This window comes from Stenotrophomonas maltophilia group sp. Smal32, from assembly GCF_030237085.1.
Classification (GTDB): domain Bacteria; phylum Pseudomonadota; class Gammaproteobacteria; order Xanthomonadales; family Xanthomonadaceae; genus Stenotrophomonas; species Stenotrophomonas maltophilia_Q.
The window spans coordinates 19,827-45,645 of record NZ_JASJSI010000018.1 but is presented as its reverse complement, the minus strand read 5'-3'; the positions used below and the strand labels follow the sequence as shown (position 1 = coordinate 45,645).

Annotated in this window: 26 protein-coding genes; 18 read left to right on the top strand and 8 right to left on the bottom strand. The window is 67.5% G+C overall.

Going from position 1 to position 25,819, the window contains the following annotated elements:
- Window positions 1-69 precede the first annotated feature (69 nt).
- Window positions 70-2,844, top strand: a complete 2,775-nt coding sequence (gene polA, locus QRO91_RS06650; protein ID WP_049427257.1) for a DNA polymerase I — start codon at window positions 70-72, stop codon at window positions 2,842-2,844.
- Between the two features lie 372 nt (window positions 2,845-3,216).
- Window positions 3,217-3,696, top strand: coding sequence for a DUF421 domain-containing protein (locus tag QRO91_RS06645; RefSeq protein WP_032129193.1), 480 nt, complete (start codon window positions 3,217-3,219; stop codon window positions 3,694-3,696).
- Window positions 3,697-3,771: 75 nt separating this feature from the next.
- Here the strand turns inward: QRO91_RS06645 and QRO91_RS06640 are convergent, their stop codons facing one another.
- The 8 genes from QRO91_RS06640 to QRO91_RS06605 form a co-directional block, all read right to left on the bottom strand.
- The gene (locus QRO91_RS06640; RefSeq protein WP_049427258.1) at window positions 3,772-4,935 is read right to left on the bottom strand and encodes a hypothetical protein; all 1,164 of its coding nucleotides are present in this window, start codon (window positions 4,933-4,935) and stop codon (window positions 3,772-3,774) included.
- Between the two features lie 94 nt (window positions 4,936-5,029).
- Window positions 5,030-5,926, bottom strand: coding sequence for an oxygen-dependent coproporphyrinogen oxidase (gene hemF / locus QRO91_RS06635; protein WP_100443723.1), 897 nt, complete (start codon window positions 5,924-5,926; stop codon window positions 5,030-5,032).
- 74 nt (window positions 5,927-6,000) lie between these two features.
- Entirely contained in the window at window positions 6,001-6,963 is a 963-nt protein-coding gene (locus tag QRO91_RS06630) for a hypothetical protein (RefSeq protein WP_152906608.1), read from the bottom strand.
- Window positions 6,964-7,398: 435 nt separating this feature from the next.
- The gene (locus QRO91_RS06625) at window positions 7,399-9,015 is read right to left on the bottom strand and encodes a hypothetical protein (RefSeq protein WP_049431637.1); all 1,617 of its coding nucleotides are present in this window, start codon (window positions 9,013-9,015) and stop codon (window positions 7,399-7,401) included.
- Window positions 9,016-9,052: 37 nt separating this feature from the next.
- On the bottom strand, window positions 9,053-10,174 hold the full coding sequence (locus QRO91_RS06620; protein ID WP_100443722.1) for a hypothetical protein: 1,122 nt from the start codon (window positions 10,172-10,174) through the stop codon (window positions 9,053-9,055).
- A gap of 35 nt (window positions 10,175-10,209) precedes the next feature.
- Window positions 10,210-10,767 carry a hypothetical protein gene (locus QRO91_RS06615; RefSeq protein ID WP_049431640.1) on the bottom strand — a complete coding sequence of 186 codons (558 nt, stop codon included), beginning with the start codon at window positions 10,765-10,767 and terminating at the stop codon, window positions 10,210-10,212.
- Between the two features lie 30 nt (window positions 10,768-10,797).
- A complete protein-coding gene (locus tag QRO91_RS06610; RefSeq protein ID WP_049431645.1) occupies window positions 10,798-11,217 on the bottom strand; it encodes an NUDIX domain-containing protein in 420 nt (139 codons plus the stop codon).
- Window positions 11,214-13,583, bottom strand: coding sequence for a S9 family peptidase (locus QRO91_RS06605; RefSeq protein ID WP_197619357.1), 2,370 nt, complete (start codon window positions 13,581-13,583; stop codon window positions 11,214-11,216). Before QRO91_RS06605 ends, QRO91_RS06610 begins: the two co-directional genes overlap by 4 nt.
- A gap of 167 nt (window positions 13,584-13,750) precedes the next feature.
- Between QRO91_RS06605 and QRO91_RS06600 the strand changes: the two genes are divergently transcribed.
- From QRO91_RS06600 to QRO91_RS06525, 16 genes are all read left to right on the top strand, one after another.
- Window positions 13,751-14,080 (top strand): hypothetical protein, encoded by a 330-nt coding sequence (locus QRO91_RS06600; RefSeq protein ID WP_049431652.1) that lies wholly within the window; start codon window positions 13,751-13,753, stop codon window positions 14,078-14,080.
- 36 nt (window positions 14,081-14,116) lie between these two features.
- Window positions 14,117-14,761, top strand: a complete 645-nt coding sequence (locus tag QRO91_RS06595) for an RNA polymerase sigma factor (RefSeq protein WP_049431655.1) — start codon at window positions 14,117-14,119, stop codon at window positions 14,759-14,761.
- Window positions 14,758-14,973 carry a hypothetical protein gene (locus QRO91_RS06590; protein WP_049431658.1) on the top strand — a complete coding sequence of 72 codons (216 nt, stop codon included), beginning with the start codon at window positions 14,758-14,760 and terminating at the stop codon, window positions 14,971-14,973. The genes QRO91_RS06595 and QRO91_RS06590 overlap by 4 nt, the downstream gene beginning before the upstream one ends.
- 250 nt (window positions 14,974-15,223) lie before the next feature.
- Window positions 15,224-16,621, top strand: a complete 1,398-nt coding sequence (locus QRO91_RS06585; RefSeq protein ID WP_049431660.1) for a cytochrome ubiquinol oxidase subunit I — start codon at window positions 15,224-15,226, stop codon at window positions 16,619-16,621.
- Between the two features lies 1 nt (window position 16,622).
- Window positions 16,623-17,636 carry a cytochrome d ubiquinol oxidase subunit II gene (gene cydB, locus QRO91_RS06580; protein ID WP_049431664.1) on the top strand — a complete coding sequence of 338 codons (1,014 nt, stop codon included), beginning with the start codon at window positions 16,623-16,625 and terminating at the stop codon, window positions 17,634-17,636.
- 216 nt (window positions 17,637-17,852) lie between these two features.
- The gene (locus QRO91_RS06575) at window positions 17,853-18,596 is read left to right on the top strand and encodes a beta-ketoacyl synthase chain length factor (RefSeq protein ID WP_049431668.1); all 744 of its coding nucleotides are present in this window, start codon (window positions 17,853-17,855) and stop codon (window positions 18,594-18,596) included.
- Complete coding sequence (locus QRO91_RS06570; RefSeq protein ID WP_049431672.1) at window positions 18,589-19,386, top strand: 1-acyl-sn-glycerol-3-phosphate acyltransferase; 798 nt, start codon at window positions 18,589-18,591, stop codon at window positions 19,384-19,386. The genes QRO91_RS06575 and QRO91_RS06570 overlap by 8 nt, the downstream gene beginning before the upstream one ends.
- Entirely contained in the window at window positions 19,373-19,630 is a 258-nt protein-coding gene (locus tag QRO91_RS06565) for a phosphopantetheine-binding protein (RefSeq protein WP_005411610.1), read from the top strand. The genes QRO91_RS06570 and QRO91_RS06565 overlap by 14 nt, the downstream gene beginning before the upstream one ends.
- Window positions 19,631-19,647: 17 nt before the next feature.
- The gene (locus QRO91_RS06560; RefSeq protein ID WP_005411609.1) at window positions 19,648-19,905 is read left to right on the top strand and encodes an acyl carrier protein; all 258 of its coding nucleotides are present in this window, start codon (window positions 19,648-19,650) and stop codon (window positions 19,903-19,905) included.
- A 22-nt stretch (window positions 19,906-19,927) separates the two neighbouring features.
- The gene (locus QRO91_RS06555) at window positions 19,928-20,479 is read left to right on the top strand and encodes a membrane protein (RefSeq protein WP_049431675.1); all 552 of its coding nucleotides are present in this window, start codon (window positions 19,928-19,930) and stop codon (window positions 20,477-20,479) included.
- Window positions 20,472-21,785 carry an AMP-binding protein gene (locus tag QRO91_RS06550; RefSeq protein WP_285310318.1) on the top strand — a complete coding sequence of 438 codons (1,314 nt, stop codon included), beginning with the start codon at window positions 20,472-20,474 and terminating at the stop codon, window positions 21,783-21,785. Before QRO91_RS06555 ends, QRO91_RS06550 begins: the two co-directional genes overlap by 8 nt.
- 30 nt (window positions 21,786-21,815) lie before the next feature.
- On the top strand, window positions 21,816-22,157 hold the full coding sequence (locus QRO91_RS06545) for an acyl-CoA synthetase (protein WP_285310317.1): 342 nt from the start codon (window positions 21,816-21,818) through the stop codon (window positions 22,155-22,157).
- Window positions 22,147-22,917, top strand: coding sequence for a glycosyltransferase family 2 protein (locus QRO91_RS06540; protein WP_049431681.1), 771 nt, complete (start codon window positions 22,147-22,149; stop codon window positions 22,915-22,917). The genes QRO91_RS06545 and QRO91_RS06540 overlap by 11 nt, the downstream gene beginning before the upstream one ends.
- Window position 22,918: 1 nt before the next feature.
- A complete protein-coding gene (locus tag QRO91_RS06535; protein WP_049431683.1) occupies window positions 22,919-23,860 on the top strand; it encodes an acyltransferase in 942 nt (313 codons plus the stop codon).
- Window positions 23,850-25,400, top strand: a complete 1,551-nt coding sequence (gene hutH, locus QRO91_RS06530; protein ID WP_049431688.1) for a histidine ammonia-lyase — start codon at window positions 23,850-23,852, stop codon at window positions 25,398-25,400. The genes QRO91_RS06535 and hutH overlap by 11 nt, the downstream gene beginning before the upstream one ends.
- Entirely contained in the window at window positions 25,387-25,818 is a 432-nt protein-coding gene (locus tag QRO91_RS06525; RefSeq protein WP_049431721.1) for a thioesterase family protein, read from the top strand. Before hutH ends, QRO91_RS06525 begins: the two co-directional genes overlap by 14 nt.
- Window position 25,819: the final 1 nt, after the last annotated feature.

Below are 25,819 nucleotides of genomic sequence, written 5' to 3'. Positions count from 1 at the left end.
TGATTATGCCCCATCGCCGCGCGTGTGCCGTGTCGTCGCGGTGCAGGCACGGGCGCGTAGAATCGACCCATGAGCAGATTAGTCCTGATCGACGGGTCCAGTTACCTGTACCGCGCGTTCCACGCGCTGCCGCCCCTGTCCAATGCACAGGGCGAACCCACCGGCGCCCTGTTCGGCGTGGTCAACATGCTGCGCTCGACGCTGAAGGAGCGCCCGGCCTACGTAGCGTTCGTGGTCGATGCGCCCGGCAAGACCTTCCGTGACGACCTGTACGACCAGTACAAGGCCAACCGCCCACCGATGCCCGATGAGCTGCGCAGCCAGGTCGAGCCGATGTGCCGCATCGTCGAGGCGCTGGGCATCAGCATCCTGCGCATTCCCGGCGTGGAAGCCGACGATGTGATCGGTACGCTGGCCCTGCAGGGCCTGGCGCAGGACCTGAAGGTGACCATTTCCACCGGCGACAAGGACTTTGCCCAGCTGGTGCGCCCGGGCATCGAGCTGGTCAACACCATGACCGGCAGCCGCATGGATTCGGACGCGGCGGTGATGGAGAAGTTCGGCGTGCGCGCCGACCAGATCATCGACCTGCTGGCGCTGATGGGCGACGCGGTCGACAACGTGCCGGGCGTGGAGAAGTGCGGGCCGAAGACCGCCGCCAAGTGGCTGGCCGAGTACCAGCACCTGGACGGCGTGATGGCGGCCGCGCCGACCATGAAGGGCAAGATCGGCGAGAACCTGCGCGCTGCACTGGAACGGCTGCCGCTGAACCGCGAGCTGGTGACCATCCGCACCGACGTGGCGCTGGACGCCAGCCCGACCACGCTGGCCCTGCGCGAGCAGGACGTACCGGAGCTGACCGAGCTGTATACGCGTTACGGCTTCACCCAGGCGCTGAAGGAACTGGGTGCACCGCTGCCGGCACCGGCAGTGGCCAGCGAAGCCACCCCGAGCCTGCGCGGCACCGCCGCCGGCTTCGCCCGTGGCAGCGCCGAGGTGCCAGCCGCTGGCGCGCTGGATCCTGCGCTGTCCGAGCCGGGTGAATACGAGACGGTGTCGACCCCCGGGCAGCTGCAGGCCTGGGTGGAGCGCCTGCAGCAGGCCGAGCTGATCAGCTTCGATACCGAAACCGATGCGCTGGACGCGATGCGCGCGCGCCTGGTCGGCGTCAGCCTGGCGGTCGAGCCGGGCAAGGCCGCCTACATTCCGGTCGGCCACGATTACCCGGGGGCGCCGGCCCAGCTGCCGCTCCAGCAGGTGCTCGATGCCCTGCGCCCGGTGCTGCAGGACCCGGCGAAGAAGAAGCTGGGCCAGCACGGCAAGTACGACCTCCACGTGCTGCGCCGCCATGGCGTGGACGTACAGGGCTACCATGACGACACGATGCTGGAGAGCTTCGTGCTCAATTCCACCGCCACCCGCCACGACATGGATTCGCTGGCCCTGCGCTACCTGGGCTACAGCACCATCAAGTTCGAGGACGTGGCCGGCAAGGGCGCCAAGCAGATTCCGTTCTCGCAGGTGGGCATCGACGAAGCCAGCCGCTACGCCGCCGAGGACGCCGACATCACCCTGCGCCTGCACCACGCGCTGCAGCCGCAGCTGCTGGCCGAGCCAGCGCTGGACAGCGTGTACCGCGACATCGAGATGCCGCTGGTGCCGGTGCTGACCACGATCGAAGCCAACGGCGTGCGCATCGACACCGACGAACTGCGCCGGCAGAGCCAGGACCTGTCCTCGCGCATGCTGGCCGCGCAGCAGAAGGCCACCGAACTGGCTGGGCGCAGCTTCAACCTGGATTCGCCCAAGCAGCTGCAGGCGGTGCTGTTCGATGAGTTGAAGCTGCCGGCGGTGGTGAAGACCCCGAAGGGCCAGCCCAGCACCAATGAAGAGGCACTGGAGGCGATTGCTGACCAGCACGAGCTGCCGCGGGTAATCCTCGACTACCGCGGCCTGGCCAAGCTGCGCAGCACCTACACCGACAAGCTGCCGGAGATGGTCAACCCCGACACTGGCCGCGTGCACACCAGCTACCACCAGTCCGGTGCCGCCACCGGCCGCCTGTCCTCGTCGGACCCCAACCTGCAGAACATCCCGATCCGCACCGAAGATGGCCGCCGCATCCGCCGCGCGTTCATCGCCCCGGAGGGCTTCCAGCTGCTGGCCGCCGACTATTCGCAGATCGAGCTGCGGATCATGGCCCACCTGTCCGAGGACCCGGGCCTGGTGCGTGCCTTCGAGCAGGGCGCCGACGTCCACCGTGCCACCGCCGCCGAGGTGTTCGGGCGTGCGCTGGAAGAGGTGACCCCGAACGAGCGCCGCGCTGCCAAGGCGATCAACTTTGGCCTGATGTACGGCATGAGCGCCTTCGGCCTGGCCCGCAACCTGGGCATCGACCGGGGCCAGGCGCAGGACTACGTGGCGCTGTACTTCAGCCGCTACCCGGGCGTGCGCGACTTCATGGAGCGGATGCGCCAGCAGGCCCGCGACCAGGGCTATGTAGAGACCCTGTTCGGCCGCCGACTGTACCTGAACGACATTCATGCACGTAACCAGGGCCTGCGCGCCGGTGCCGAGCGTGCTGCGATCAACGCGCCGATGCAGGGCACCGCCGCCGATATCATCAAGCGCGCGATGGTGGACGTGGACCAGTGGCTGCGTGACAGCGGTGCACCGGCGCGGATGATCCTGCAGGTACACGATGAACTGGTGTTCGAAACCGAAAGCAGTTTCGTCGAGGAGTTGCGTTTGCAGGTGGTCGAGCGCATGTCGCAAGCGGCCAAACTGCGGGTGCCGCTGGTGGTCGATACCGGCATCGGCAACAACTGGGACGAAGCGCACTGAGGGTGTTTCAGGCCGAAAACGACGTGAATTCGTTCATTCGTCAGAGGTTTCTGACTCGATCATGAATGTTGCCCTGATCGAGGTTCATTAAATTGGGCCCCTTCACGAACCGTTAGTGTTCGGAGTGCTTCTATAACTCTCGACAGGCGCAACGCCTGTTGTGGATCTCTCCCATCCCCTGGAGCAGATCTCGGAACGGGGACTCCTCCCCAAGTGCCCGTTCCCCGGCCCCGTTGACCTCCCCCTGGTCAGCGGGGCTTTTTATTTGTGCCGCCGGAACACTTCGCATGGGGTCAGATCCCTTTGCCCACCGGGCAAAGGGATCTGACCCCAGGTGCTAGGCTGGGCCACTGTCCAGCAGGGGAACCCGCAATGCCCGATCTGTTCGCACTGGCGATGCCGTGGTGGGAATTCATCCTGCGCGCGGTGGTGGTGTATGTCGTGGTGCTGGGCATGGTCCGGCTCAGCGGCAAGCGCCCGCTGGGGCAGATCACCCCGTTCGACGTGCTGCTGGTGGTGCTGCTGGGCAATGCGGTGCAGAACGCGCTGCTGGGCACCGACACCTCGCTGGGCGGCGGCCTGCTGCTGGCGGCGACGCTGATCCTGCTCAACTACGGAGTGGGCTGGGTGAGCACCCGCAGCCGCCGTATCGAGCGCCTGGTCGAGGGCGAACCGGTGGTGATCGCGCGCGATGGGCGCCTGTTCGACGCCGTTCTGCGCCGTGAGCAGGTCACCCGTGCGGATTTCGAGGCCGCCATGCGCCAGCAGGGCTGCCTGGGCGTGGAGGATGTGGAGCTGGCCCTGCTGGAGATCAACGGGCACATCACCATCATCCCCCGGAAGAGCACCTGACGACATAGAGCCGAGCCCCTGCTCGGCTGCGCTGGTTCATCAGTCGAGCGTGGACTCGGCGCTACATCACGCTGCTCAGGGAGTGCAGCGGACGTTGCCCGCAGTCGCCTTGCGCTCGTAGTAGGCGAAGCGGTTGCCGTTGTCGACGCCCACCAGATTGCCGTTCTGCAGCAGCTGCAGAACGAAGTCACTGCCGACATCGCGATGCAGGACGATCTGGCCGTCGCGCAGGCTCGCGCGCAGGCGCACGTCCTCGCCACCGGCTTCCACGATGCCGCCATCGAGGAAGCGCAGCTGCGACAGCACGCTGCGTTCGGCGACAAAGCTGCCGCAGGGCAGGGCGGTGGCGGCGATCGGTTCGAGTGCCGCTGCGGTTGCACCGGCAACAACAGCGAGGTCCTTGGCCGGTCCGCAGGACGGCGCATCCGCGCGCTGTGCGCAGGCCAGCTGCAATGCCTCGCGGGCCTGCTGCAGGCGCCCGCCGCTCCACAGCGACTCGGCCGCCGCTTCACAGAAGGTCTCGCCGTGTTGTTCGCGGCAGAGTGCCGCCAGCTCATCCAGCTGCACCGGCGGCAAGGGCGCATCGACCGAATGCCGCAGGCCCAGCATTGCCTCCCCTGCCATCTGCGAGGCGACCTTCCTGGCTGCCGCCATGCAGCCTTCGGCGTCGAAGGAAGGTGATTCCTCCTTGCAGATCTCAGGCATCGGCGGGTCCGTCACTTTCGGTGCCGCTGCGTTGGCGTGTTCCTGGTAGGTCTCCAGCAACCGCATGCAGGCTGCGCCCACGCCCTCGGCACACCAGGCGTGCAGTTTCACGGGTGCGGCCTCCGGCAGCGCCTCCAGGCACTCGGAGGTGTTCATCACGCAACCGTCTTCGACGGGCTCTGGCATCGCCTTGCAGGCGGCGGCGCGCTCACGGGTGAACTCGCGATAGGGCGTGCTGATCGTGCGGTCGTTGTCCGAGAAGTACCAGTTCTCCAGCTGGCCGGTGGACAGGTTGCCGGTACCGAGCACGTCCTCCTGGCGGGCGATGCGCAGGTTCTCGGTGGCCTGGTAGGGGCCGGACAGGGAGCCGTGGCCTTCACTCTCGAGGGTCAGCGTGGTGTTGCCGCTGCTGTCCTTGTAGGTGCCACAGGCCATCGACTGCGCGGCAGCCGGCAGGCTGGCCGAGACCAGGGCCAGCAACAGCAGGGAACGCCAGCCCGCAGCGCGGGGGCGAAGGAAAACAGCAGCAGACATTGGTTCGTCCTTGAAGGAGGTGGAACAGGGCCTGTCCGGTGCAGGGCGCACCACAGGCAACGGAGGCGCCACGGTCATCCGTGGCACCGGAACTTCAGAGCCAGTCGCGCGGCACCAGGTAGTCGGCCAGGCGCGCCTCGGCGCTGCCCGCTTCCGGGGTGAAGCCGTATTCCCAGCGCACCCGCGGCGGCAGGCTCATCAGGATGCTCTCGCTGCGGCCACCGCTCTGCAGGCCGAACAGCGTGCCGCGGTCGTACACCAGGTTGAACTCCACATAGCGGCCGCGGCGGTACAGCTGGAACTCGCGCTCGCGCTCGCCATGGGCGGTGTCCTTGCGCTGCTGCACGATCGGCAGGTAGGCATCGAGGAAGCCATCACCGACCGCCCGCAGGTAATCGAAATCGCGTTCGAAGTCGCCGTGCAGGTCGTCGAAGAACAGCCCGCCGACGCCACGTGTTTCATTGCGGTGGCGCAGGAAGAAGTACTCATCACACCAGCGCTTGTGCGCGGCATAGCGTTCGTCGCCGAACGGCGCGCACAGATCGCGTGCGACCCGGTGCCAGTGCTGCACGTCCTCGTCGAACGGATAGAACGGGGTCAGGTCGAAGCCGCCGCCGAACCAGCTGGCCACCACTTCACCGTCGCGCTGCGCCTGGAAGAAGCGCACGTTGGCATGGGTGGTCGGCACGTAGGGGTTGAGCGGGTGGAACACCAGCGACACGCCGGTGGCGCGCCAGGAGGCGCCGGCCAGTTCCGGGCGGTTGGCCGAGGCCGACGGCGGCAGGCGGCTGCCGGACACATCGGAAAAGCCGATACCGGCCTGCTCGAACACCACGCCGTCGCGCAGCACACGGGTGCGCCCACCACCGCCCTCGGCACGCTGCCACAGGTCTTCCTGGAAGCGGGCCTGGCCATCGGCGGCCTCTATCGCCGCACAGATGCGGTCCTGCAGGTCGGTGAGGTAGGCGCGCACGCGCTCGAATTCGTTCATGGCGCGTACTTTACCGCAACGGCCACGCACCGCCGGAAGGCCCCGTCCCTTGGAGACGTGGCCATCAGCCCCTCCTACTCGGTCGCCCTGAAGTAGTCGAATCCAACGTGCTGCCCGATGCCGAGCAGATCTCCGTTGAGCAGCGGCTGGAGGATCAGCTCTCCAACCCTTGCATGCTTGAGATGGATGCGGTCATTTTCCAGCCGGGCCTGCAGTTGGCCGAACGGCGCGGAGACACTGCCGTCTTCAGTGAAGGTCAGGGAGCTTATGATGCCGCCCGAAGAGACGAACGTTCCTTGCGGAAGCTCCACGCCCTTGGCTGGCTGCAGGTCCGGGCCCAGTCCCCGAAGTGGTTCCAGCAATGCGCAGTCGAGGCTCCGACCACCGGTGCATGCCAGTTCCAGGGCCTCCGTTGCCCGTCCAAGGTCGCCTGCCGAAGCATGCAGATCGGCAACTTTGTGGCAGAACGCACCATCAGGCGTCTTCGTGCAGAAGTCATGCAACGTTTCCCTGTGATCCTTGGGAAGGGTGGCGGTGGCCACAGTGGCTGCATGCAGCCCCAAAGAAGCGGCGACAATCGCGTTCCTGAATGAACTCAACAGCTCGGGTTCTTCCTCGAGCTGAGCCAGACACGCTGGCCCCGAGGTAGTGCTGTCGGGATCCAGGCACTCGGCGGGCAGCGGCATCGCGGCCAGCTGCCTCTCCAGCGTCGCCCGCATTCTGGTGGCCAGTTCCCCCGGCGGAGCAATGGTGCCGGTATCGATCAGATGCTCGATGTACTTCTCCGGCAATGCCATGCACATGTAGGGCACGCCTTCCGCACATGCATTCTCAAGAGCGGTGGTTTCCATGGAATGCCGCATGTCCACGCATTGCTTGGGATCTGCGAGACAGCTGTCTGCGGGATGCCTGAGTGCGGCCGAGCACTGCGACGGTTCGATCAGCGAGTAGTGCGTTCCATCGTCGTGAAGAGCCTGTCCGCTCTGATCTGCACCCACGGAGCGGGCATAGCCGGTGCTGAGGTTGATGATGATCATGTCGTCCCCGGATTGTTGCAGCGCGAATCGGGAATGACTTCCATCGTGGGAGATTGCATGTCCTCTATCCGGTGCCTCGACAACAAGCTTCGAGCTTCCGTACTCGTCACTGAAGACGCCACACGCGACCCCGGTTGCCAAGGTTGGGAAGGAAAGGAACAGCAGAAGGGCACCGGTCACGGGCGACCAGGCAAGCAAGCGCGGAGCATCTAGCGGCATTTCGCCTTCCCAGCATGAGTGGAGATACTGGAGCCCGCATTGGGCGATGACCTGGGCATGCCGGCCAGTTCCAGTGAAATCCATGATAGGGAGCCGCTCGGACGCAGCAGTGATTTCCGTCGGAAACCCTTGCACGCTGGTGGGAACAACCCGCCCGAGGTGTGTCGATCACGACAATCAGGGCCCGCCCGAAGCTGCGGACAGGCCCTGGCCGGCTCAGCGCTTGCGGTTGGAGTTGCGCGGTGCCGGAGTGTCGTCCACCGCCGTCTCGTCAACCGACTTCTGCAGGGCGCCGCCCAGCGTGATCAGCTCCCAGTTCTGCGTTCCGAGTACGTCGCAGGCCACATGCAGGCCGCTGCGGTCGGCCTTGCACAGCTGTTCCAGGATGCGACGCGCGTCCACGTCCGCACCATTGCCCTGTGCGGTGACCAGATTCTCGCAACCCTCGCGGACACCGGCGCGGCAGACCGTGGTGTAGTGCTCTGCGGCCTGCAGCCAGTGCCCGGACAGCGCAAGACGGTTGCCGAGAATGTTGCAGCCCTGCAGCTTGCCCTGCGCACAGCAGGCTTCGGCACCGTCCTCGTTGGCCAGCGCCAGCGGGCAATCCTGCGGCAGTGGCAGCACCGTGTACCGCTTCGGTGCGCTGCAGCGGGTCGGACCCTCCCCGGTGGGGGTGAACACCTGGAAGCGGGTCCAACTGTCCATGCCCAGCAACTGGCCGCCTGGCAGCGGGCGCAGCACGAAGTCGCCATCCCTGTCGTGGCGGATGCGGATGTCGCCCGCTTCGACGCGCGCGCGAAGATGGCTGCTCCAGCCAACGCCGACCAGGCCGTTGTCACCGAAGTCCAGCGTGTCCATCAGGCCGCCGTCGGCCCGGTAGTTGCCACAGGGCAGGGCCGTTGCCGGCTGCGGTTGCAACGATGCACCCACCGCCTGCAGCGCAGGCAGGCGTTCGCAGCTGGCGGTGTCGTTGCCGGGTGTGCAGGCCGCAGCCAGGGCCTGCACCGCCTGCAAGTGGTCTCCTGCCTCCCAGGACAGTTCAGCCACGCGGGTGCAGAAGCCGCCATGGGATACCTCGCGGCACAGCTGCAACAACTGCTGGCGCCGCTCGGCCGGAATGATCACCGGCGCGGTCGGCGCTGTCATCGTCACCACGGCTTCGGTCATGGCTGCCGTCATCGCCGCCTTGACCAGCTGCTCCTGCACTGCGGGGGCGGCCTCGAGTGCGGCGGCACACGCCGGGGTTCCCTGTTCGAAGCCACCGTCGTCACAGGCGGCGGGGAGCTTGATGCCGGACAAGGCGGCGTCAAGCGCCGCCTTTGCCAGAGCGGGATCGGCCTCGACCGTAGGCATGGCCTCCTCGTGCCAACGATCAGCCAGTTGCAGGCACATGCCGGGCACGCCCTCCCGGCACGCCGCTTCCAGAGCGGCCGGGTCCGCTTCGCGACGGTTGTCCAGGCACGCCGCCGCATCGGCCAGGCAGCTGCCTTCAGCCGGCGCGGCGGTTGCGGCGCACTGTGCGGAGGCCTGCAGGATGTAGACCGTGCCATCGACCTCGACCGTCCGGCCACGATCGCGCACCTGCAGCGCGCTGGGCAGGCCGTATTCCAGGTTCACCAGCTGCAGCTTGCCGTCGATCTGCTGGAAGGCGACCGGCGTCGGTGCACTGCCGAAATGCTTCTGCTCGCCGCGGTTCGGCGAGCTGATGCGCAACGTACCGCTGCCTTCATCGGCCTTGAACAGGCCGCATTGCGGTGACTGTGCGGCGGCCATCGGCGTGGCCAGCAGCAGCGCCCAGGCCAGCCATCGGCGGCGCGGTGCGGGTGAATGCATGTCGTCTCCTTGACGATCGAACGGGAAGCTCCAGGCGCTACGGCGAACCGCGGCCCTCGCGCGGGGGTGTGCATTGTGCCGTGCCGGGCACCGGCTGGTAACGCTGATATCCCGTCTGCGCATCCATGCCGAGCAGGTCGCCATTGCCGAGCTGGCGCAGGACAAGGGGTTCACCGTTCTGCTGCAGGTGGATGGCGCCATCATGCAAGCGGCCACGCGTGCCATCGCCGAAGTCGAGCATGTCGATCACGCCTCCATCGGCCTGATAGCGACCGCAGGGCACCTGCTGGGCCGGCACCAGGCGCAGCTCGGCGCGGAGATCGCGCAGCGGTGCGACACGTTCGCAGGCGCTGACGCGCCCAGCATCGCAGACCACCTGCAGGGCCTGCACCGCCAACGCAGGCTCCAGTGCGTTCAACTGCTGTTCGGCCGCTTCCACGCAGAAGCGGCCACCACGGTGCTGCAGGCACAGCTGCTGCAGACGTTCGCGTGCAGTGGCCGGCAGCGGCGGATCCAGCGTGTCTTCGTCTTCCCTTTGCAGGCGTTCGCTTACCCGCTGCATGGCGGCAGCCAGCGCATCGTGGGTCAGCGCCTCGCAGGCCTGCGGGTCATGTCCGGGTGTGTGTTCGCGGCAGACGGGCGGGCGTTCAAAGCGCGCGGGGCCGGTGTCATCGTTTCCGGCCGCAGTTACGCCATCGCGCAGTTGTCGCAACAGCGCCGAGCAGCCCGCGCCAACGCCTTCGCTGCAGGCGCGCTGGGCCTGGCCCGGTGAAGCGGTGGGCAGCTGCGCGATGCAGTGGCTGCCAGCGGCACGGCAGCTGCCGGCAATCGCCCTGGGCTCGGCGGCGCAGGTGCGGGGCTGGCGCAGGGTGTAGACCAACGGCACATCGTCTTTGATGCGTTGCCCGTCTGCACTGATCCGGATCGGCTCTGCCACGCCATCGTCGAGCATGACCAGGCGCGTCTGCGCCGCACTGCGATCAACCCACAGCGGCTGCGGCTCGCTGACGTCGTTGTGGCGGTAGCCGGTGCTGGGGGTGGTGAACACCAGCGCCATGCCGCCATCGGCACTGCGGTACTCGCCGCAGTGCAACGCGTCGGCGGCTACAGGCAGTGCGGCGAACATCAGTAGTGCAGGGAGAAGAGCCAGCAAGCGCATGCGACGGTCCTTGTCGTGCGGGAAAGGGATGGGGCTCAGTGGAAACGCGAGCGGATATCCTGCCGCAGCAGGCGCCAGGCCAGCCAGCCCTGCAGGCCGAGGAACAGGACCGACGTGCCGAGCAGGGTCAAGGTCATCATCCAGCGCCGCGGCTGCAGCGATTGCTGCATGTCCGGATCGTCGGCAAGCAGCACGATCATGTCGCGCATGAACACGTCCAGCCACCAGGTGATCGCGAAATTGGCCAGCGCGCTCAACAGCAGCATCACCACGAAGCTCCACAGGCCCCAGCGGCGCTCCCGCAGCAGGCCCCGGCTGGCCACGGCCGAGAGCAGGCAGAGCAGTGCGGCGATCATCGAGGCACCCACAGGGTGTGCCAGCAGCCAGGTCAGGCTGTGCATCTGCCGATGCTGTACTTCACCGGCCAGCAGTTGCCAGAGTGGAACGTCGTGCAGTGGCCATACCAGCAGCCCCTGCAGTACGAAGTAGCCGGTCAGCAGTGCGGACAGCCAGAAGGAGGCCTGGACCAGCGGCCGAATCCACGCGTGGTAGGGCGAAGGCTGCAACGAGGGGGGTGGAAGCGGCACTGACATCCGGTGTCCCTGCAATCGGTGCCCACGCGGTCAGCGGGCCGTCACCCGGGTGGCGACGGCCGGCAGGATATGGTGTTCGCTCAGCGGTGCCAAGGGCAGGCCATGCGGCGGCTGCAGCGGCACCCAGGCCAGTTCGGCGATCTCGGCGCGCGCCCGTGGCGTGCCGTCCACCTGTACCCACCACGCCTGTGCCTGCACGCGGTGGCCGGGCTCATTCACCGCCCAGTCCTCGAACGTGCCCAGCGCGATGGCAGCCCCGGCGCGCAGCTGCACACCGAGTTCCTCGTCCAGTTCGCGGGCCAGTGCCTGCAGTGGCGTCTCGCCGGGGTCGGGCTTGCCACCGGGCTGGATGAAGCGATTGGCGCCGTGCTTGCGCACCACCAGCGCCTGGCCGCGGTCATCCAGGATGACCGCAGCCACGATGCGGATCGTGGCTGCGGCGTTGCTCACTTCAGGTTCTGCTCGAACAGCTTGAGGATGCGCTTGTACTGGTCCAGCCAGGAATCGGCGCGGACGTAGCCGTGGCGCTCCAGCGGGTACGGTGCGATCGACCAGTTGTCCTTGTGCAGTTCGATCAGGCGCTGGGTCAGGTTCACAGAGTCCTGGAAGAACACGTTGTCATCCATCATGCCGTGGGCGATCAGCAGGTTGTCCTGCAGGTTCTGCGCGTACTCGATCGGCGAGGACACGCGGTACGCCTCCGGATCGATGTCCGGGGTGTTGAGGATGTTGCTGGTGTAGCCGTGGTTGTATTGGTGCCAGTCGACCACCGGGCGCAGCGCGGCGCCGGCCTTGAAGGTGCCCGGCGAGCGGAACAGCGCCATGAAGGTCATGAAGCCGCCGTAGGAACCGCCGTAGATGCCGGCGTGGTCGCGGTCACCCTGCTGGGTGTCGACCAGCCAGTCCAGGCCGTCCTTGTAGTCTTCCAGTTCCGGGTGGCCCATGTTGCGGTAGATCGCCGTGCGCCAGTCGCGGCCGTAGCCCTCGCTGCCGCGGTAATCCATGTCCAGCACGATGTAGCCCTTCTGCACCAGCAGGTTGTGGAACATCTGCTCGCGGAAGTAGGCCGGGTAGCGCTGGTGCACGTTCTGCAGGTAGCCGGCGCCGTGCACGAACATCACGATCGGGTACTTCTTCCCCGGTTCCTTGTTTTCCGGTTCGTAGTACTTGGCCCAGACCACGCCGGCACCGTGCTTGGACGGCACCGCCACCAGCTTCGGCTGGATCCACTGGCGTGCCTTGTAGTCGGCGGTGCGGGTGTCGGTCAGAACACGGGCCTGGCCACCGGCGCTGGGCAGCACGGCCAGCTGCGGCGGCAGGTAGGCACCGGAGTAGCGCACCAGCAGCTGCTGGCCGTCCGGCGACAGCGAGAAGTCTTCCACGCCATTGAGGCTGGTCAGCTCGCGCACCTGGCGGGTGCCGGTATCGACCGCGCAGACTTCGTAGTCATGCGGGGCCTGCTGGTTGCACAGGAAGTAGAAGCCCTTGCCATCGGCCGACGGCACCGGCGCCGAGGTTTCCCACTTGCCGCTGGTCAGCGCCTGCGGCTTGGCGGTACCGGCCTGGGTGTACAGGTGCGAGAAGCCGGATTCCTCGGACAGCAGCCACAGCGTGCGGCCATCGGCCATCCAGCCGAAATCGTTGAAGCCCCAGTTGATCCAGGCGTTGTCGGTCAGGCGGTGGCGGTTCTGCACGCGGCCGTCGGCGGCGTTGACGCTGATGATCCAGCGGTCCTTGTTGTCGTTGGCACGCAGCATCACCGCGGCCTGCTGGCCGTCGGCGCTCCAGCGGATGCCGCCGCCCATGAAGTCACTCATCACCTGCACGCTGCGCTCGCCCTTCAGCGCGTCCTTGCCGGCCTTGCGGCGCAGTTCGGCCAGCGGGTCGGTGCTGATGCCCGGCAGGCCGGCCAGCGAGACCTTCTCGGCCTTGCCGGTGCGCACGTCCACGTACCACAGGGTGTGCGGTTCGAAGCCGTTGCGGCCGACGCGGGTGCGCGTGTCCTCGGTTTCCTCGTAGCCCGACTCGGTCACATACAGCGGCATCTTGCCGCCGCGGCCGTCATCGAAGTCCTTAGGCTTGGTCACCACGATCAGGTGGGTCAGGTCGGGCGACAGCACGCTGTCACCGATCTCCACGTCGGCGCCCAGGTACACCGGGCCCGGTGCGCGGGTCGGGTCGGCCTGGCGCCAGCGCTGGTCCTGGTCCTTCAGGGCTTCGCGCTGGTCACGGTCGCGGCGCAGGGTCTCCAGCGTGCGCAGCTGCTGGTCGCGCAGCACGTCGGCCTTCGGCGGCGTGCGGGGATCCTTCTCGGCCTTCAGGCTGGCCACCTGCTGCACGCCGCTGGCGGCGGTCCAGTGGAACCAGTTCTGGCCGACCCGCCAGATCACGCCGTTGTCGGCGGCGAAGTTCACGTTGCCCGCGCGCTCGTTGCTGCGGGTCAGCTGGGTCAGCGCGCCGCTGCGCAGGTCGCGCACGAACACGTCGCCATTGCGCACGAAGGCGCTGCGGCTGCGGCTGCGGTCGTAGACCGGCTCGGCCACGTCCAAGGTGCCGCGCTGGTCATCGGCCACCTGCGCGGCCACGCCACCGGCCAGCGGCTGGCGGAAGGTATCGCGCACCGGGCTGCCGTTGCGCTTGAGCTGGTATTCCACCTGCTGGCTGTTCCACGACCACCAGGCCTTCTCGACCGGCGGACCGATCCAGTCCGGGTCGGCCATGGCCTGTTCGATGGTGATCGGCGTCGGCGCGGCATGCGCAGCCGGTGCGGCCAGCACGGCCGACAGCAGGAGGGACAGGGGCAGCACTCGGGACATGGGCGGACGGCACCAGAAGAGGAAACCGGGCAAGCGTAGCAGCCGCAAGGGCCCGGGGCAGGGGCCACAGGTCATGGCAGCGGAATCGGCAAAATCCTGCAACCGGTGGCCGTGGTCGCGCATCCATTCTCCTGAACCCGCATCATCCACCGAACAGGAGCCCGACCATGCAGGAACTGATTCCGATCACCCTCTTCATCTGCATCGCCTACGCGATCCACGCCATTGCCGATGCCCGCGCGCGCAGCAAGCTGGTGGCCCCGCACGTGCCGGAGGAAGTGATCCGCTCATTGGCCGTGCTGGAAGAAGAACGCCGCCGCCAGGGCGCGCTGCGCTGGGGCATCAGCCTGGTCAGCCTGGCCGTGGCAATGGGCCTGCTGGAGGCGATCGGTGCACGCGAACTGACCTTCGGCGCCGCCGCCGCGATGGTCGGCAGTGCCGGCCTCGGCCAGCTGCTGGCCTGGCACTTCACCCGCCCCGCCACGCGCAAGGGCTGAGGCAGGCATGCCACGGGCACAGGGGACGCCCCGCGCATGAGTCTGCTGGGTGGAGCACTGGCTGCATTGCGGGGGCGTCGCCGCGACGTCGCCCCCGGGCCCATACCCGACGCGGATGACGACCGCGCCCTGGTCCGCGCCATCATCGATGGTTCGCAACCGGCGTTCGCGCAGCTGGTGCAGGCGTATCAGCGTACCTGCGCGCACGTGATCGGTCGCATGGTCGGCGACCGCGACCAGGTGGCCGACCTGCTGCAGGAAACCTTCCTGGCGGTGTTCCGTCAGTTGCACCGGTTCCGATTTGAATCTTCGTTGCGTACCTGGGTTTCGCGGGTGGCCTACACCACCGCGTTGCAGCACCTGCGACGGCGACGCCTGGAAGCGCAATGGATGGTAGCGGTGGAGGTGCCGGAAGAACTTGGCATCGGTGATGAAGGCCCGGGCCCGGCGGAACTGAGTGAGGTATTGCAGGCCGGGCGCCAGCTGGGCGCAGCACTGGAACGGCTGAGTGCGCCGCAGCGGCTGATCGTCGGGCTTCATTATCTGGAAGATTTCGATCTGGCCGAGATCGAACAGGTGACCGGGCTGGCACGCGGTACCATCAAGAGCCACCTGTTCCGCGCACGCCAGGTCCTGAAACAGGAACTGACGCGGCACGCCACCGCCGGAGAACTGCTGTGAACCCACCGACCGATCCCCGCGATGCGGAAGCGCGCGCGCTGGCACAGGCGTTGCGTGAGCCAGCGCAGCAGGAAGACGTGCCGGATGTGAGCGAGGCGCTGCAGAAGCGCATTGCCGCCGAGTCGCGCGACAGCGGTGTGGGCTATGTGGTGGTGCAGGTGCTGTTGTTTGGCGCACTGCTGGCTGCAGCGGCCTGGTATTTCTGGCACTGAGGCGCCTGCCGGGCGATGGGTCGCTCCAATCGCGGTGGTTGGATGCCGACCGTAGTCGGTGCCTGGGTGCGTGTGCCAACCAAGGTTGGCAGCTACCGGAGCGGACAATCGGTAGCGCTGGGCCGTGTCCGGCGGCCTTCACGCCGCCCTGCGACAAAGTGAAGCAGCGCGTCACCCGGTCGCATCCCACCTTGACGAAATCCTCCTAAAGTGGTCCGGTATCCCACCGGTCGCAGGCAGGAGGCGTCCCTTGGACGCGTTGTTGTTGTCCCGGATCCAGTTCGGATTCGTCATCAGTTTCCACGTGCTGTTCCCCGCCTTCACCATCGGTACGGCCAGCTGGTTGGCCTTCATCGAGTGGCGCTGGCTGCGCACGAAGTTGCCGGTGTGGCGCGAGCTGTATTTCTTCTGGCAGAAGATCTTCGCAGTGTCGTTCGGCATGGGCGTGGTCAGCGGCATCGTCATGGCCTTCCAGTTCGGCACCAACTGGCCGCGGCTGAGCGAGGTGGCCGGCACGGTCATCGGCCCGCTGCTGACCTACGAAGTGCTGACCGCGTTCTTCCTGGAAGCCAGCTTCCTTGGCGTGATGATGTTCGGTTGGGGCCGGGTCTCGCCGCGCCTGCATTTCCTGTCCACCTGCATGGTAGCGCTGGGCACGCTGTTCTCCACGTTCTGGATCCTGTCGTCCAACAGCTGGCTGCATACGCCGGCCGGCTACGAGATGGTCAACGGCATCGTGCATCCTGTGGACTGGTGGCAGGTGGTGTTCAACCCCTCGTTCCCGTACCGGCTGGCGCACATGGCGCTGGGCTCGTTCATCACCACCTGTTTCGTGATCGGTGGCGTGGGTGCGTGGTACCTGCGCAGGGGAACGCATGTGGAAGCGGGCCGACGCATGCTGATCGCGGCGGTGGCGTTCGCGGCGCTGACCGTGCCGGTGCAGATCTTCGTCGGCGACATGCATGGCCTGAACACGCTCAAGCACCAGCCGATGAAGATCGCGGCGATGGAAGCGCACTGGCATGAAACGAAGGAGGGCGAGGGCGTACCCCTGGTGGTGTTCGCGCTGCCCAACGAAAAGGAAGAGCGCAACGATTTCGAGGTGGCCATCCCGAAGCTGGGCAGCGTGATCCTCACCCACAGCCTGGACGGCACCTTCGATCCGCTGACCTCGGTACCGGCCAGTGAACGGCCGCCGGTGACGCCGGTGTTCTTCGCCTTCCGCATCATGGTTGGGCTGGGCACGCTGATGCTGCTGCTGGCCTGGGTGTCGGCCTTCCAGTTGTGGCGGAGGAAGCTGCTGGATTCGCCATGGCTGCTGCGCGGCTGGAACTGGATGCTGCCCAGCGGCTTCATCGCGCTGCTGTCGGGTTGGTTCGTCACCGAGATGGGCCGCCAGCCGTGGGTGGTGTATGGCGTGCTGCGCACCGCTGATGCGGTCGGCCCGCAGAGTGCATGGATGACCGCGCTGTCGCTGGGCGTTTACGTGGTCGGCTACGCGTTCGTGTTCGGCTGGGGCATCTGGTACCTGGTGAAGATCCTGCGTCATGGACCGCAGCCGCATGCCGAAGGACCATCGCTGGACCACGGCAGCCATACCCCGGCGCGCCCGTTGTCGGCGGCCGACGAACCGCTGGAGGAGCGCTGACATGGACCTGATGACTTGGCTGCCGGTGGCATGGTTCGCGGTGATCGGTTTCGGCGTACTGATGTACGTGGTGCTGGACGGCTTCGTGCTCGGCATCGGCATCCTCGCTCCGTTCGCCGAGGACGAGGAACAGCTGGACCTGATGATGAACACCGCCGCGCCGATCTGGGACGGCAACGAGACCTGGCTGGTGCTGGGCGGTGCCGGGCTGCTGGCGGCCTTCCCGAAGGCGTATGCGGTGCTGCTGTCGGCGTTGTACCTGCCGGTGCTGCTGCTGGTGGTGGCGCTGGTGTTCCGCGGCGTCGCCTTCGAGTTCCGCTTCAAGGCGCATCGATCACGCCGGCTGTGGAGCGTGGCGTTCGGCCTTGGCTCACTGCTGGCGACCTTCGCCCAGGGCGTGATCCTCGGCACCCTGGTGCAGGGCATCCCGCTGGTGGACGGTGTCTATCAGGGCGGACCGTTCGCCTGGTTCAGTCCGTTCGCGATGCTTACCGGCGCCGCGCTGGTGGCCGGCTACGCGTTGCTGGGCAGCACCTGGCTGATCCTGAAGACCGGAGGGCGCGTGCAGGCGCTGGCGCGACAGATGACCCGGCCGCTGGTGGTGGCGGTGATCGCGGCGATGGGCCTGGTCAGCAGCTGGCTGCCGTTCCTCGACTCGCGGTTGATGGCGCGTTGGTTCAGCGACGGCAACTTCTGGTGGCTGTCGCCGGTACCGCTGCTGACCCTGGCAGTGGCGGCCGCGCTGTGGCGCAGCGCCACCCATCCACGCCGTGACCTGCCGCCGTTCCTGCTCAGCCTGGCGCTGTTCGTGCTCGGCTTCCTCGGCTTGGTGCTGGGCATGTGGCCGTACCTGCTGCCGCCGTCGATGACGCTGTGGCAGGCCGCCGCGCCGGCCTCCTCGCTGGGCTTCACGCTGGTGGGGCTGGTCATTCTGTTGCCGGTCATCCTGGGCTATACGGCCTGGTCCTATCGGGTATTCCGCGGCAAGGTGCACGCCGACACCGGTTACCACTGATCGATTGAAGGCGGGGCCGGCCGTTGCCGGGCCCCGCGTTGGGGAATGTGAAACCTGCACACCCTGCGCGGGACGTGCTAGCGTGCGCTCCTTTCCGGCGGCCAGGGGGGCAGCCGGCGACGTCCTGGACGGACGCGCGGCTGCAGGAATGGGGGCCGCCGCGCGTCGCCGTAATGGCTCGTGCCTATCGTTCTCCCGTTGAAGCACCAACGCTAAATGATTGAATTCTCCATCGTCGACTGGGCCGCGTGGGCGCCCGGCCTGAGCGAGCGTAGCCAGTGGCTGGGCTGGGCCGATGCGCCGTACCTGCCGCATGGCGGGGATACGCCGGCATTGGCGGAGGTTCCGGCAATGCAACGCCGTCGTATCGAGCGGTTGGGCCGCATGGCGATCCAGGCCGCGTGCTGGTGCGAGGATGGGCAGGGGGCCGACAGCGACGTGCCGCTGGTGTTCGCCAGCCGCCATGGCGACGTCGCACGTTCGATGGACCTGTTGGGTGCGCTGGTCGGCGACCAGCCGTTGTCGCCCACTGGATTCGGCCTGTCGGTGCACAACGCGATCGCCGCGCTGTATTCCATCGCCCGCGGCCATCGCGGCAACTACCTGGCATTGGCTGCCGGCCAGGCCACGGTCGAGGCCGCGTGCCTGGAGGCCGTTGGCCTGCTGGCTGATGGCGCCCGCGAGGTGCGGGTGGTGGTCTACGAATCTCCGCTTCCTGAAATTTACGCGACGTTCGCCGACGAACCCGACCCGTTCTTTGCGTGGTGCTGGCGGTTGACCGCGCCCGCCGCGGGCCACCCGACGCTTTCTCTGCAGTGGCAGCCGGCCGAAGAACAGGCCACTTCTGCGCCGGGCTTGCTGCCGCATGCGCTGGACCTGCACCGCTTCCTGTTGTCCGGCGCGTCGGCGCTGGAGCACGTGGCCCACGGCCAGCGCTGGCGCTGGGGCCGCCGTGAGTGAGCTGCTGCGCCGCCTCGATCACGCCTGGCGGGTGTTCGGCACCGGCCTGAGCTTTGCTGCGTTTGGCCTCGGCGGGCTGCTGCTCGGCGTCCTGGTGATGCCGGTGCTGCTGCTGATGCGGGACCCGGTGGCCCGTCGCCGGCGCGCCCGGCGCGTGGTCCAGGCCGCCTTTGCCAGCCATGTCCGGCTGATGTGCCGGCTGGGGGTGATGACCCTGCAGATCGAAGGCCGGGAACGCCTGCAGCGCGACGGTTTGCTGGTCCTGGCCAATCACCCGACCCTGATCGACGTGGTCTGCCTGATTTCGTTGCTGCCCAACGCCGATTGCGTGGTCAAGCGGGCCGTGGCCTGCAACCCGTTCATGCGTGGTCCGGTGCGCGCGGCCGGCTACATCTCCAACGATGACGGCGCTGGCCTGGTGGACGATTGCGTAGCGGCGGTGCAGGCCGGCGGCACCCTGGTCATCTTCCCGGAAGGCACCCGCAGCGTGCCCGGGCAGCCGCCGCGGCTGCAGCGCGGCGCGGCCAACATCGCCGTGCGTGGCCGGCTGGACATCACCCCGGTGCGGATCACCTGTACCCCCCCGACCCTGACCAAGGGGCAGAAGTGGTATCGTGTCCCCTCACGTCGCTTTCACGTTCGGCTGCAGATCGGCGAAGATATCCCGATCGCGCCTTTCCTGGCCGAAGACGACTCGCCAAGGGGGGATGCCTTGGCGGCACGCCGCGTTACCGAGCACCTTTCTCGTTATTTCGACCTGTCTGGAGAGCCGCCCCGTGCAAGCACTTGAGCACGAGATCAAGGAATTGATCATTTCCTCCCTTTCGCTGGAGGACATCACGCCGGAGGACATCGATCCGACCGCGCCGTTGTTCGTCGAAGGCCTTGGCCTGGATTCGATCGACGCGCTGGAGCTGGGCCTGGCGCTGCAGAAGAAGTACGGTGTCAGCCTCTCGGCCGACTCGGAAGAAACCCGTCGCCATTTCTCCAGCGTGCGCGCGCTCGGCGAGTTCGTCGCCGCCCGCCAGTCGTAACGGCGCCAGGAATTGCCATGACCAAGAATGAACTGTTCGAACGCATCGTCAGCATCCTGACCGACAGCTTCGAGATCGAAACCGCCCGGATCACCCCCGAGGCCCGCCTGTACGACGACCTGGATATCGACAGCATCGATGCGGTCGACCTGATCGTGCAGCTCAAGCCGCTGCTTGGCCGCAACCTGCAGCCGGAAGCGTTCAAGGCCGTGCGCACCGTACAGGACATCGTCGATGTCGTGCACGGGCTGCTGCCGGACCAGGCAGCCGCCTGACCGCAGCGCCGGCGGCTCCGCCATGGCACGCGCACGCACGTTCGTGGTGGCTGCGATTTCGCTGGCCTACCCGGTGCTGGTGTACCTGGCGATGGGCCGTTTCGAGCCACGCTGGCTGTCGCTGCTGCTGTTCACCCTGGCCCTGCTGCGTGCGCTGAGTACGCGCCAGCCGCTGTGGTGGGCCGCTGCCGCGGGTACCGGCCTGCTGGCCGTGCTGGCCACCGTGCTCAACCAGGCCCTGCCGCTGAAGCTGTACCCGGCGTTGGTGAACGTGGTGATGCTGGCGGTGTTCGGCACCAGCCTGCGCTTCGGCCCGCCGCTGGTGGAACGCCTGGCGCGGTTGCAGGAGCCGGACCTGCCGGCGTTCGCGGTGGCCTATACCCGCCGCGTTACCCAGGTGTGGTGTGGCTTCTTCGTTCTCAACGGCAGCCTGGCCCTGCTGACCGCGCTTTACGCGTCGGACCGGGTCTGGATGCTCTACAACGGATTGTTGGCGTACGTGATGATGGGCGTGTTGTTTGCAGGTGAGTGGCTGGTGCGGCGGCGGGTCAAGGCGGCGCACGCGCATGGCTGAGTGGATCGCCCTGGACCGGCTGCTGGTGGACCCGCAGCCGCAGCGCCGCATCGGCCTCTGCGAAGGCGAGGTGATCGATCACCCCCACTTCCGCCAGCGGGTGCTGGCCTGGCGCGCGGCCTTTGCCGCCGCCGATGGTCGCGACTGGGCGCTGTACTTCGATGACGCGGTGGCCTTCGCGGCGGCGCTGTTCGGTGCCTGGCATGCCGGCAAGCGGGTGTTCCTGGCCGCCGACAACCTGCCGGCCACGCTGCAGGCGCTGCAGCCACAGGTGAGCGGTTTCGCCGGTGATGTTTCCGCCGACTACCGACCGCTGGTTGCCCCCGCCGTTGGCGTGGACGGCGAACTGCAGGTGCTGGACGAGCGCGCCTGCGAGCTGTGCGTGTTCACCTCCGGCAGCACCGGCCAGCCCAGTGCGATCAACAAGCGCATGGACCAGCTGGCGCGCGAAGTGGATGCGCTGCAGGCTGCGTTCGGCGCGCAGCTGGAAGGCGTGCAGGTGCATGGCACGGTGTCCCACCAGCACATCTACGGCCTGCTGTTCCGCGTGCTGTGGCCGCTGGCCGCCGGCCGCCTGATCCATCCGCGCCGGTTCTTCCACGAAGACCTAGTAGGCGCGCTGGCTGGTACCGACACGGTGCTGGTGGCGACGCCAGCCCACCTCAAGCGCCTGCCTGAGCAGCTCGACTGGGCCAGCCTGCACGGCCGCCTGCGCGCGGTGTTCTCCTCCGGTGGCCCACTGCCGGAAGAAGCTGCACGCCAAGTACGGCAGTGGCTGGGCGTGGCACCGACCGAGGTTTACGGCAGCAGCGAGACCGGTGGTATCGCCTGGCGCCGCTGGGACACCGACCTGCCGCCGTGGCAGCCGCTGCCGGGTGTGCGGTGGCGCATCGAGGATGGCTGCCTGGCCGTCGCCTCGGCGCATCTGGAAACCCTCGACTGGTGGCGCACCCAGGACCGCGTGGAAGCCTTGACCGATGGCCGCTTCCGCCTGCTGGGCCGTGCCGACCGTATCGTCAAGATCGAAGAGCGCCGCGTTTCGCTGGATGCGCTCGAACGCGCGCTGCGCGAAGACGCCGAAGTGGACGACGTGCGCGTGCTGGTCCTGCCAGGACAGCGTGAGCAGCTGGCAGCCGTGGTGGTACCGGCCGATCCGGCGCTGCTGGAAGGCGGTGACGTCGCGCGCCGTGCGCTGGGCCAGCGCCTTGGCGCGCGCCTGGCACAGGCACATGACGCGGTCACCCGGCCGCGCCGCTGGCGCTTGGTGCAGGCGCTGCCAATCAACGCACAGGGCAAGGTCACCTAGGCGGCACTGGCGGCGCTGTTCCAGCCGCTGATGCCGGTGCCGGTCTGGGACCGCCGCGATGCCGCCAGCGCCACCCTGCGCATGACCCTCGACCCGGCGCTGCGGCCGTTCCAGGGCCACTTCCCGCAGGCGGCGATCCTGCCCGGCGTGGCGCAGCTGGACTGGGCCGTGCGTTTTGGCCGCCAGGTGTTCAGCATGCCGGCCGGATTCCTGCGCATGGATGCGGTGAAGTTCCAGCACGTGGCACGCCCGGGTGATGAGCTGACCCTGCAGCTGGACTGGGATGCCACACGCAATGTGCTGGCCTTCCGCTACACCTCCAGCCACGGTGTGCACGCCAGCGGCAAGGTGGTCTTCGCCGATGCGGACTGATCCGGCCGTTGCCGGTGCCGCGTTCGCGCCACTGGTGGTGATCCCCGTCTACGACCACGAGCACGCCATCGCGGCGGTGGTCGACGGTGTGCAGGCCGCCGGCCTTCCGTGCCTGCTGGTCGACGATGGCTCGCATGAGGCGTGCGCGGCGGTGCTGCGCTCGCTGGCGCAGCGCCATGGCGTCGACCTGCTGCGCCTGGACATCAACCAGGGCAAGGGTGGTGCGATGCTGGCCGGTTTTGCCGAAGCCGCCGCGCGTGGCCACAGCCACGTGCTGCAGATCGACGCCGACGGCCAGCACGATACCGCCGACCTGCCGCGCTTCATCAAGGCGGCGCGTGCGCACCCGGGTGCGGTGATCTGCGGCATTCCGGCCTACGACGCCAGTGTTCCCAAGGCGCGCCTGTATGGCCGCTATGCGACCCACGTCTGGGTCTGGATCAACACGCTGTCGCTGCACCTGCGCGACACCATGTGCGGCTTCCGCGTGTATCCACTGCCGCCGGTGCTGCGCCTGGTCGATGAAGAGACCATCGGCCGACGCATGGATTTCGATACTGAAGTGATGGTTCGCCTGTACTGGCGGCAGGTGCCGGTCGAACACCTGGCCACGCGTGTGACCTATCCCGCCGATGGCGTATCGCACTTCGATGTGTGGCGCGACAACGTGCGTATCAGCCGCATGCACACCCGCCTGTTCTTCGGCATGCTCTGGCGCGCACCGCGCCTGCTGTGGCGCCGCCTGCGGGGGCAGTGCTGAGATGGCGGCCGCGCAGGGCGCCCCGCACTGGGCCGACATCGGCGAATCGACGTCGGTGGCCGGCGTGCTGTTCCTGTGCTGGGTGCACCGCTGGTTCGGGCGCTGGCCGTTCCGCCTGTGCGTGTGGCCGGTGGTGGCCTGCCATTGGCTGGGCAACCGTGTTGGCCGCCAGGCCTCGATGCAGTACCTGCAGCGCCTGCAGGCACACAGCGGTGTGCTGGGCCGCGCGCCGACCCGGCGCGACAGCCTGCGCCACTTCTTCGCCTTCGCCGACACGATGCTGGACAAGATCCTCGGACTGGGCGGGCGCTATCCGGCCGAACGCATCCACCTGCATCGCGACCTGGTGCTGCAGAAGATCGCGCGCCGTGAAGGCGGGCTGATCCTGACCGCACACATCGGCTGCCTGGAACTGTGCCAGGTGCTGGCCGAGCAGGTGCCGGGTTTCCGCATCACCGTGCTGGTGCATACCGCACATGCGCAGCGCTTCAACCGCCTGCTGCAGCGGCTCGACCCGCTGGCGGCGGTAGAACTGGTGCAGGTGACCGAAATGGGAGCGGCCACCGCGATGATGCTGGCCGAGCGCGTGGCGGCCGGTGGCTTCGTCGCCATTGTTGGCGACCGCACGCCTGTGCAGGGCGGCCGCAGCGTCACCGCCGATTTTCTCGGCCATCGCGCCCCGTTCCCGATCGGTGCCTATGTGCTGGCCGCAGCGCTGGGCTGCCCGGTCTACACCATGGCCTGCCTGCACCAGGGCGAAGGCTATAGCGTGGCATTCGAACAGTTCGCCGAACGCATCGTGCTGCCCCGTGGCTCGCGCGACGCGGCACTGGCCGAACAGGCACAGCGCTTCGCGCGTTGGCTGGAACTCCAGGTCATCCAGTCCCCGTTGGACTGGTTCAATTTCTTCCCCTTCTGGGATCAGGCTCCGCATGACGACTGACGCCGTACCCGTGTGCCGCTTTGGCGATGCACCGTTGACCATCGAAGACGTGGCGGCCCTGGCCCAGCGCCAGTGCGAGGCCGCACTGAGCGACGCGCCGGCGTTCCGCGCGCACATCCAGCGCGGCGCCGATTTCCTCGACCGCCTGCTGCGCGAGGATGGCGTGATCTACGGCGTGACCACCGGCTATGGCGACTCGTGCACGGTGAACATCCCGCCGGCACTGGTGGCTGAGCTGCCGCACCATCTGTACACCTATCACGGCTGCGGCCTGGGCCGTTACCTGGACCCGGTTGAAACCCGCGCGGTGCTGGCGGCGCGCCTGGCCTCGCTGGTGCGCGGCATGTCCGGCGTCAGCGTGCCGCTGCTGGAAGGCCTGGCCACGCTGCTGCAGCACGACGTGCTGCCGATGATTCCGGCCGAAGGCTCGGTGGGTGCCAGTGGTGACCTGACCCCGCTGTCGTACGTGGCGGCGGTGCTGTGCGGTGAGCGCGAGGTACTGTTCGAAGGCCAGGTGCAGCCGGCCGGCCCGGTGCTGGCGAAGATCGGCATGACCCCGCTGAAGCTGCGGCCGAAGGAAGGCCTGGCGATCATGAACGGCACCGCGGTGATGACCGGCCTGGCCTGCCTGGCCTGGCAGCGTGCCGATTACCTGGCCCGCATGGCTACGCGCCTGACCGCGTTCAACGTACTGGCCAGCGACGGCAACGCGCACCACTTCGACCAGACCCTGTTCGCGGCCAAGCCGCACCCGGGCCAGGGCCGCATCGCCGCGCGCCTGCGCAGCGACCTGCACAGCGAGCGTCCGCCGCGCAATGAACAGCGCCTGCAGGACCGTTACTCGCTGCGCTGCGCACCGCACGTGATCGGCGTGCTGGAGGACAGCCTGCCGTTCCTGCGCCAGCTGATCGAGACCGAGCTGAACAGCGCAAACGACAATCCGCTGATCGACGCCGACGGCGAGCGCATCCTGCACGGTGGCCACTTCTACGGCGGCCACATCGCGCTGGCGATGGACACCCTGAAGAACACCGTGGCCAATGTTGCCGATCTGCTCGACCGGCAGCTGGCACTGGTGGTCGATGCCCGCTACAACCATGGCCTGCCGGCCAATCTGTCGGCGGCCACCGGCCCGCGCGCGGCGATCAACCATGGCCTGAAGGCACTGCAGATCAGCGTGTCGGCCTGGACCGCCGAAGCGCTGAAGCAGACCATGCCGGCCTCGGTATTCTCGCGTTCCACCGAATGCCACAACCAGGACAAGGTCAGCATGGGCACCATCGCCGCGCGCGACTGCCTGCGTGTGATCGAACTGACCGAGCAGGTGGTGGCCGCGATGCTGATTGCCGCGCGCCAGGGCTTGGCCCTGCGCGAGCGGGTTGGCCTGAATGCGCAGCTGCATGGCAGTCTGGCCGACATGTACGCCGACCTGGGGCAGCGCATCGCCCTGGTCGAAGAAGACCGCGCGCTGGATCGCGAACTGCGGGAACTGCTGGTGGAGATCCGCGCGCAACGCTGGGAACTGTATGCCGGTGAATGAACACACGGAACTGGTCGGGGAAATCACCCTGACCCCCGCCTTCCATGACTGCGATCCGATGAACGTGGTCTGGCATGGCAACTACTTCAAGTACTTCGAGATCGCGCGCTGCGCGCTGCTCGGCCGCTACGACTACGACTACCCGCAGATGCTCGAATCGGGCTACCTGTGGCCGGTGGTCGATGCGCGGGTGAAGTACGTGCGCCCGCTGCTGTTCAACCAGGCGCTGCGCGTGGTCGCGCGCATCGTGGAATGGGAGAACCGGCTGAAGATCGAGTACGAGATTCTCGATGCGGAAAGCGGCCAGGTGCTGACCCGCGCGATGACCATCCAGGTCGCGGTGGACGCGGCCAGCAAGGAAATGCTGTACCAGTGCCCGCCGGTACTGTGGGAACGCCTGGGAGTGCCTGCGCCGTGAC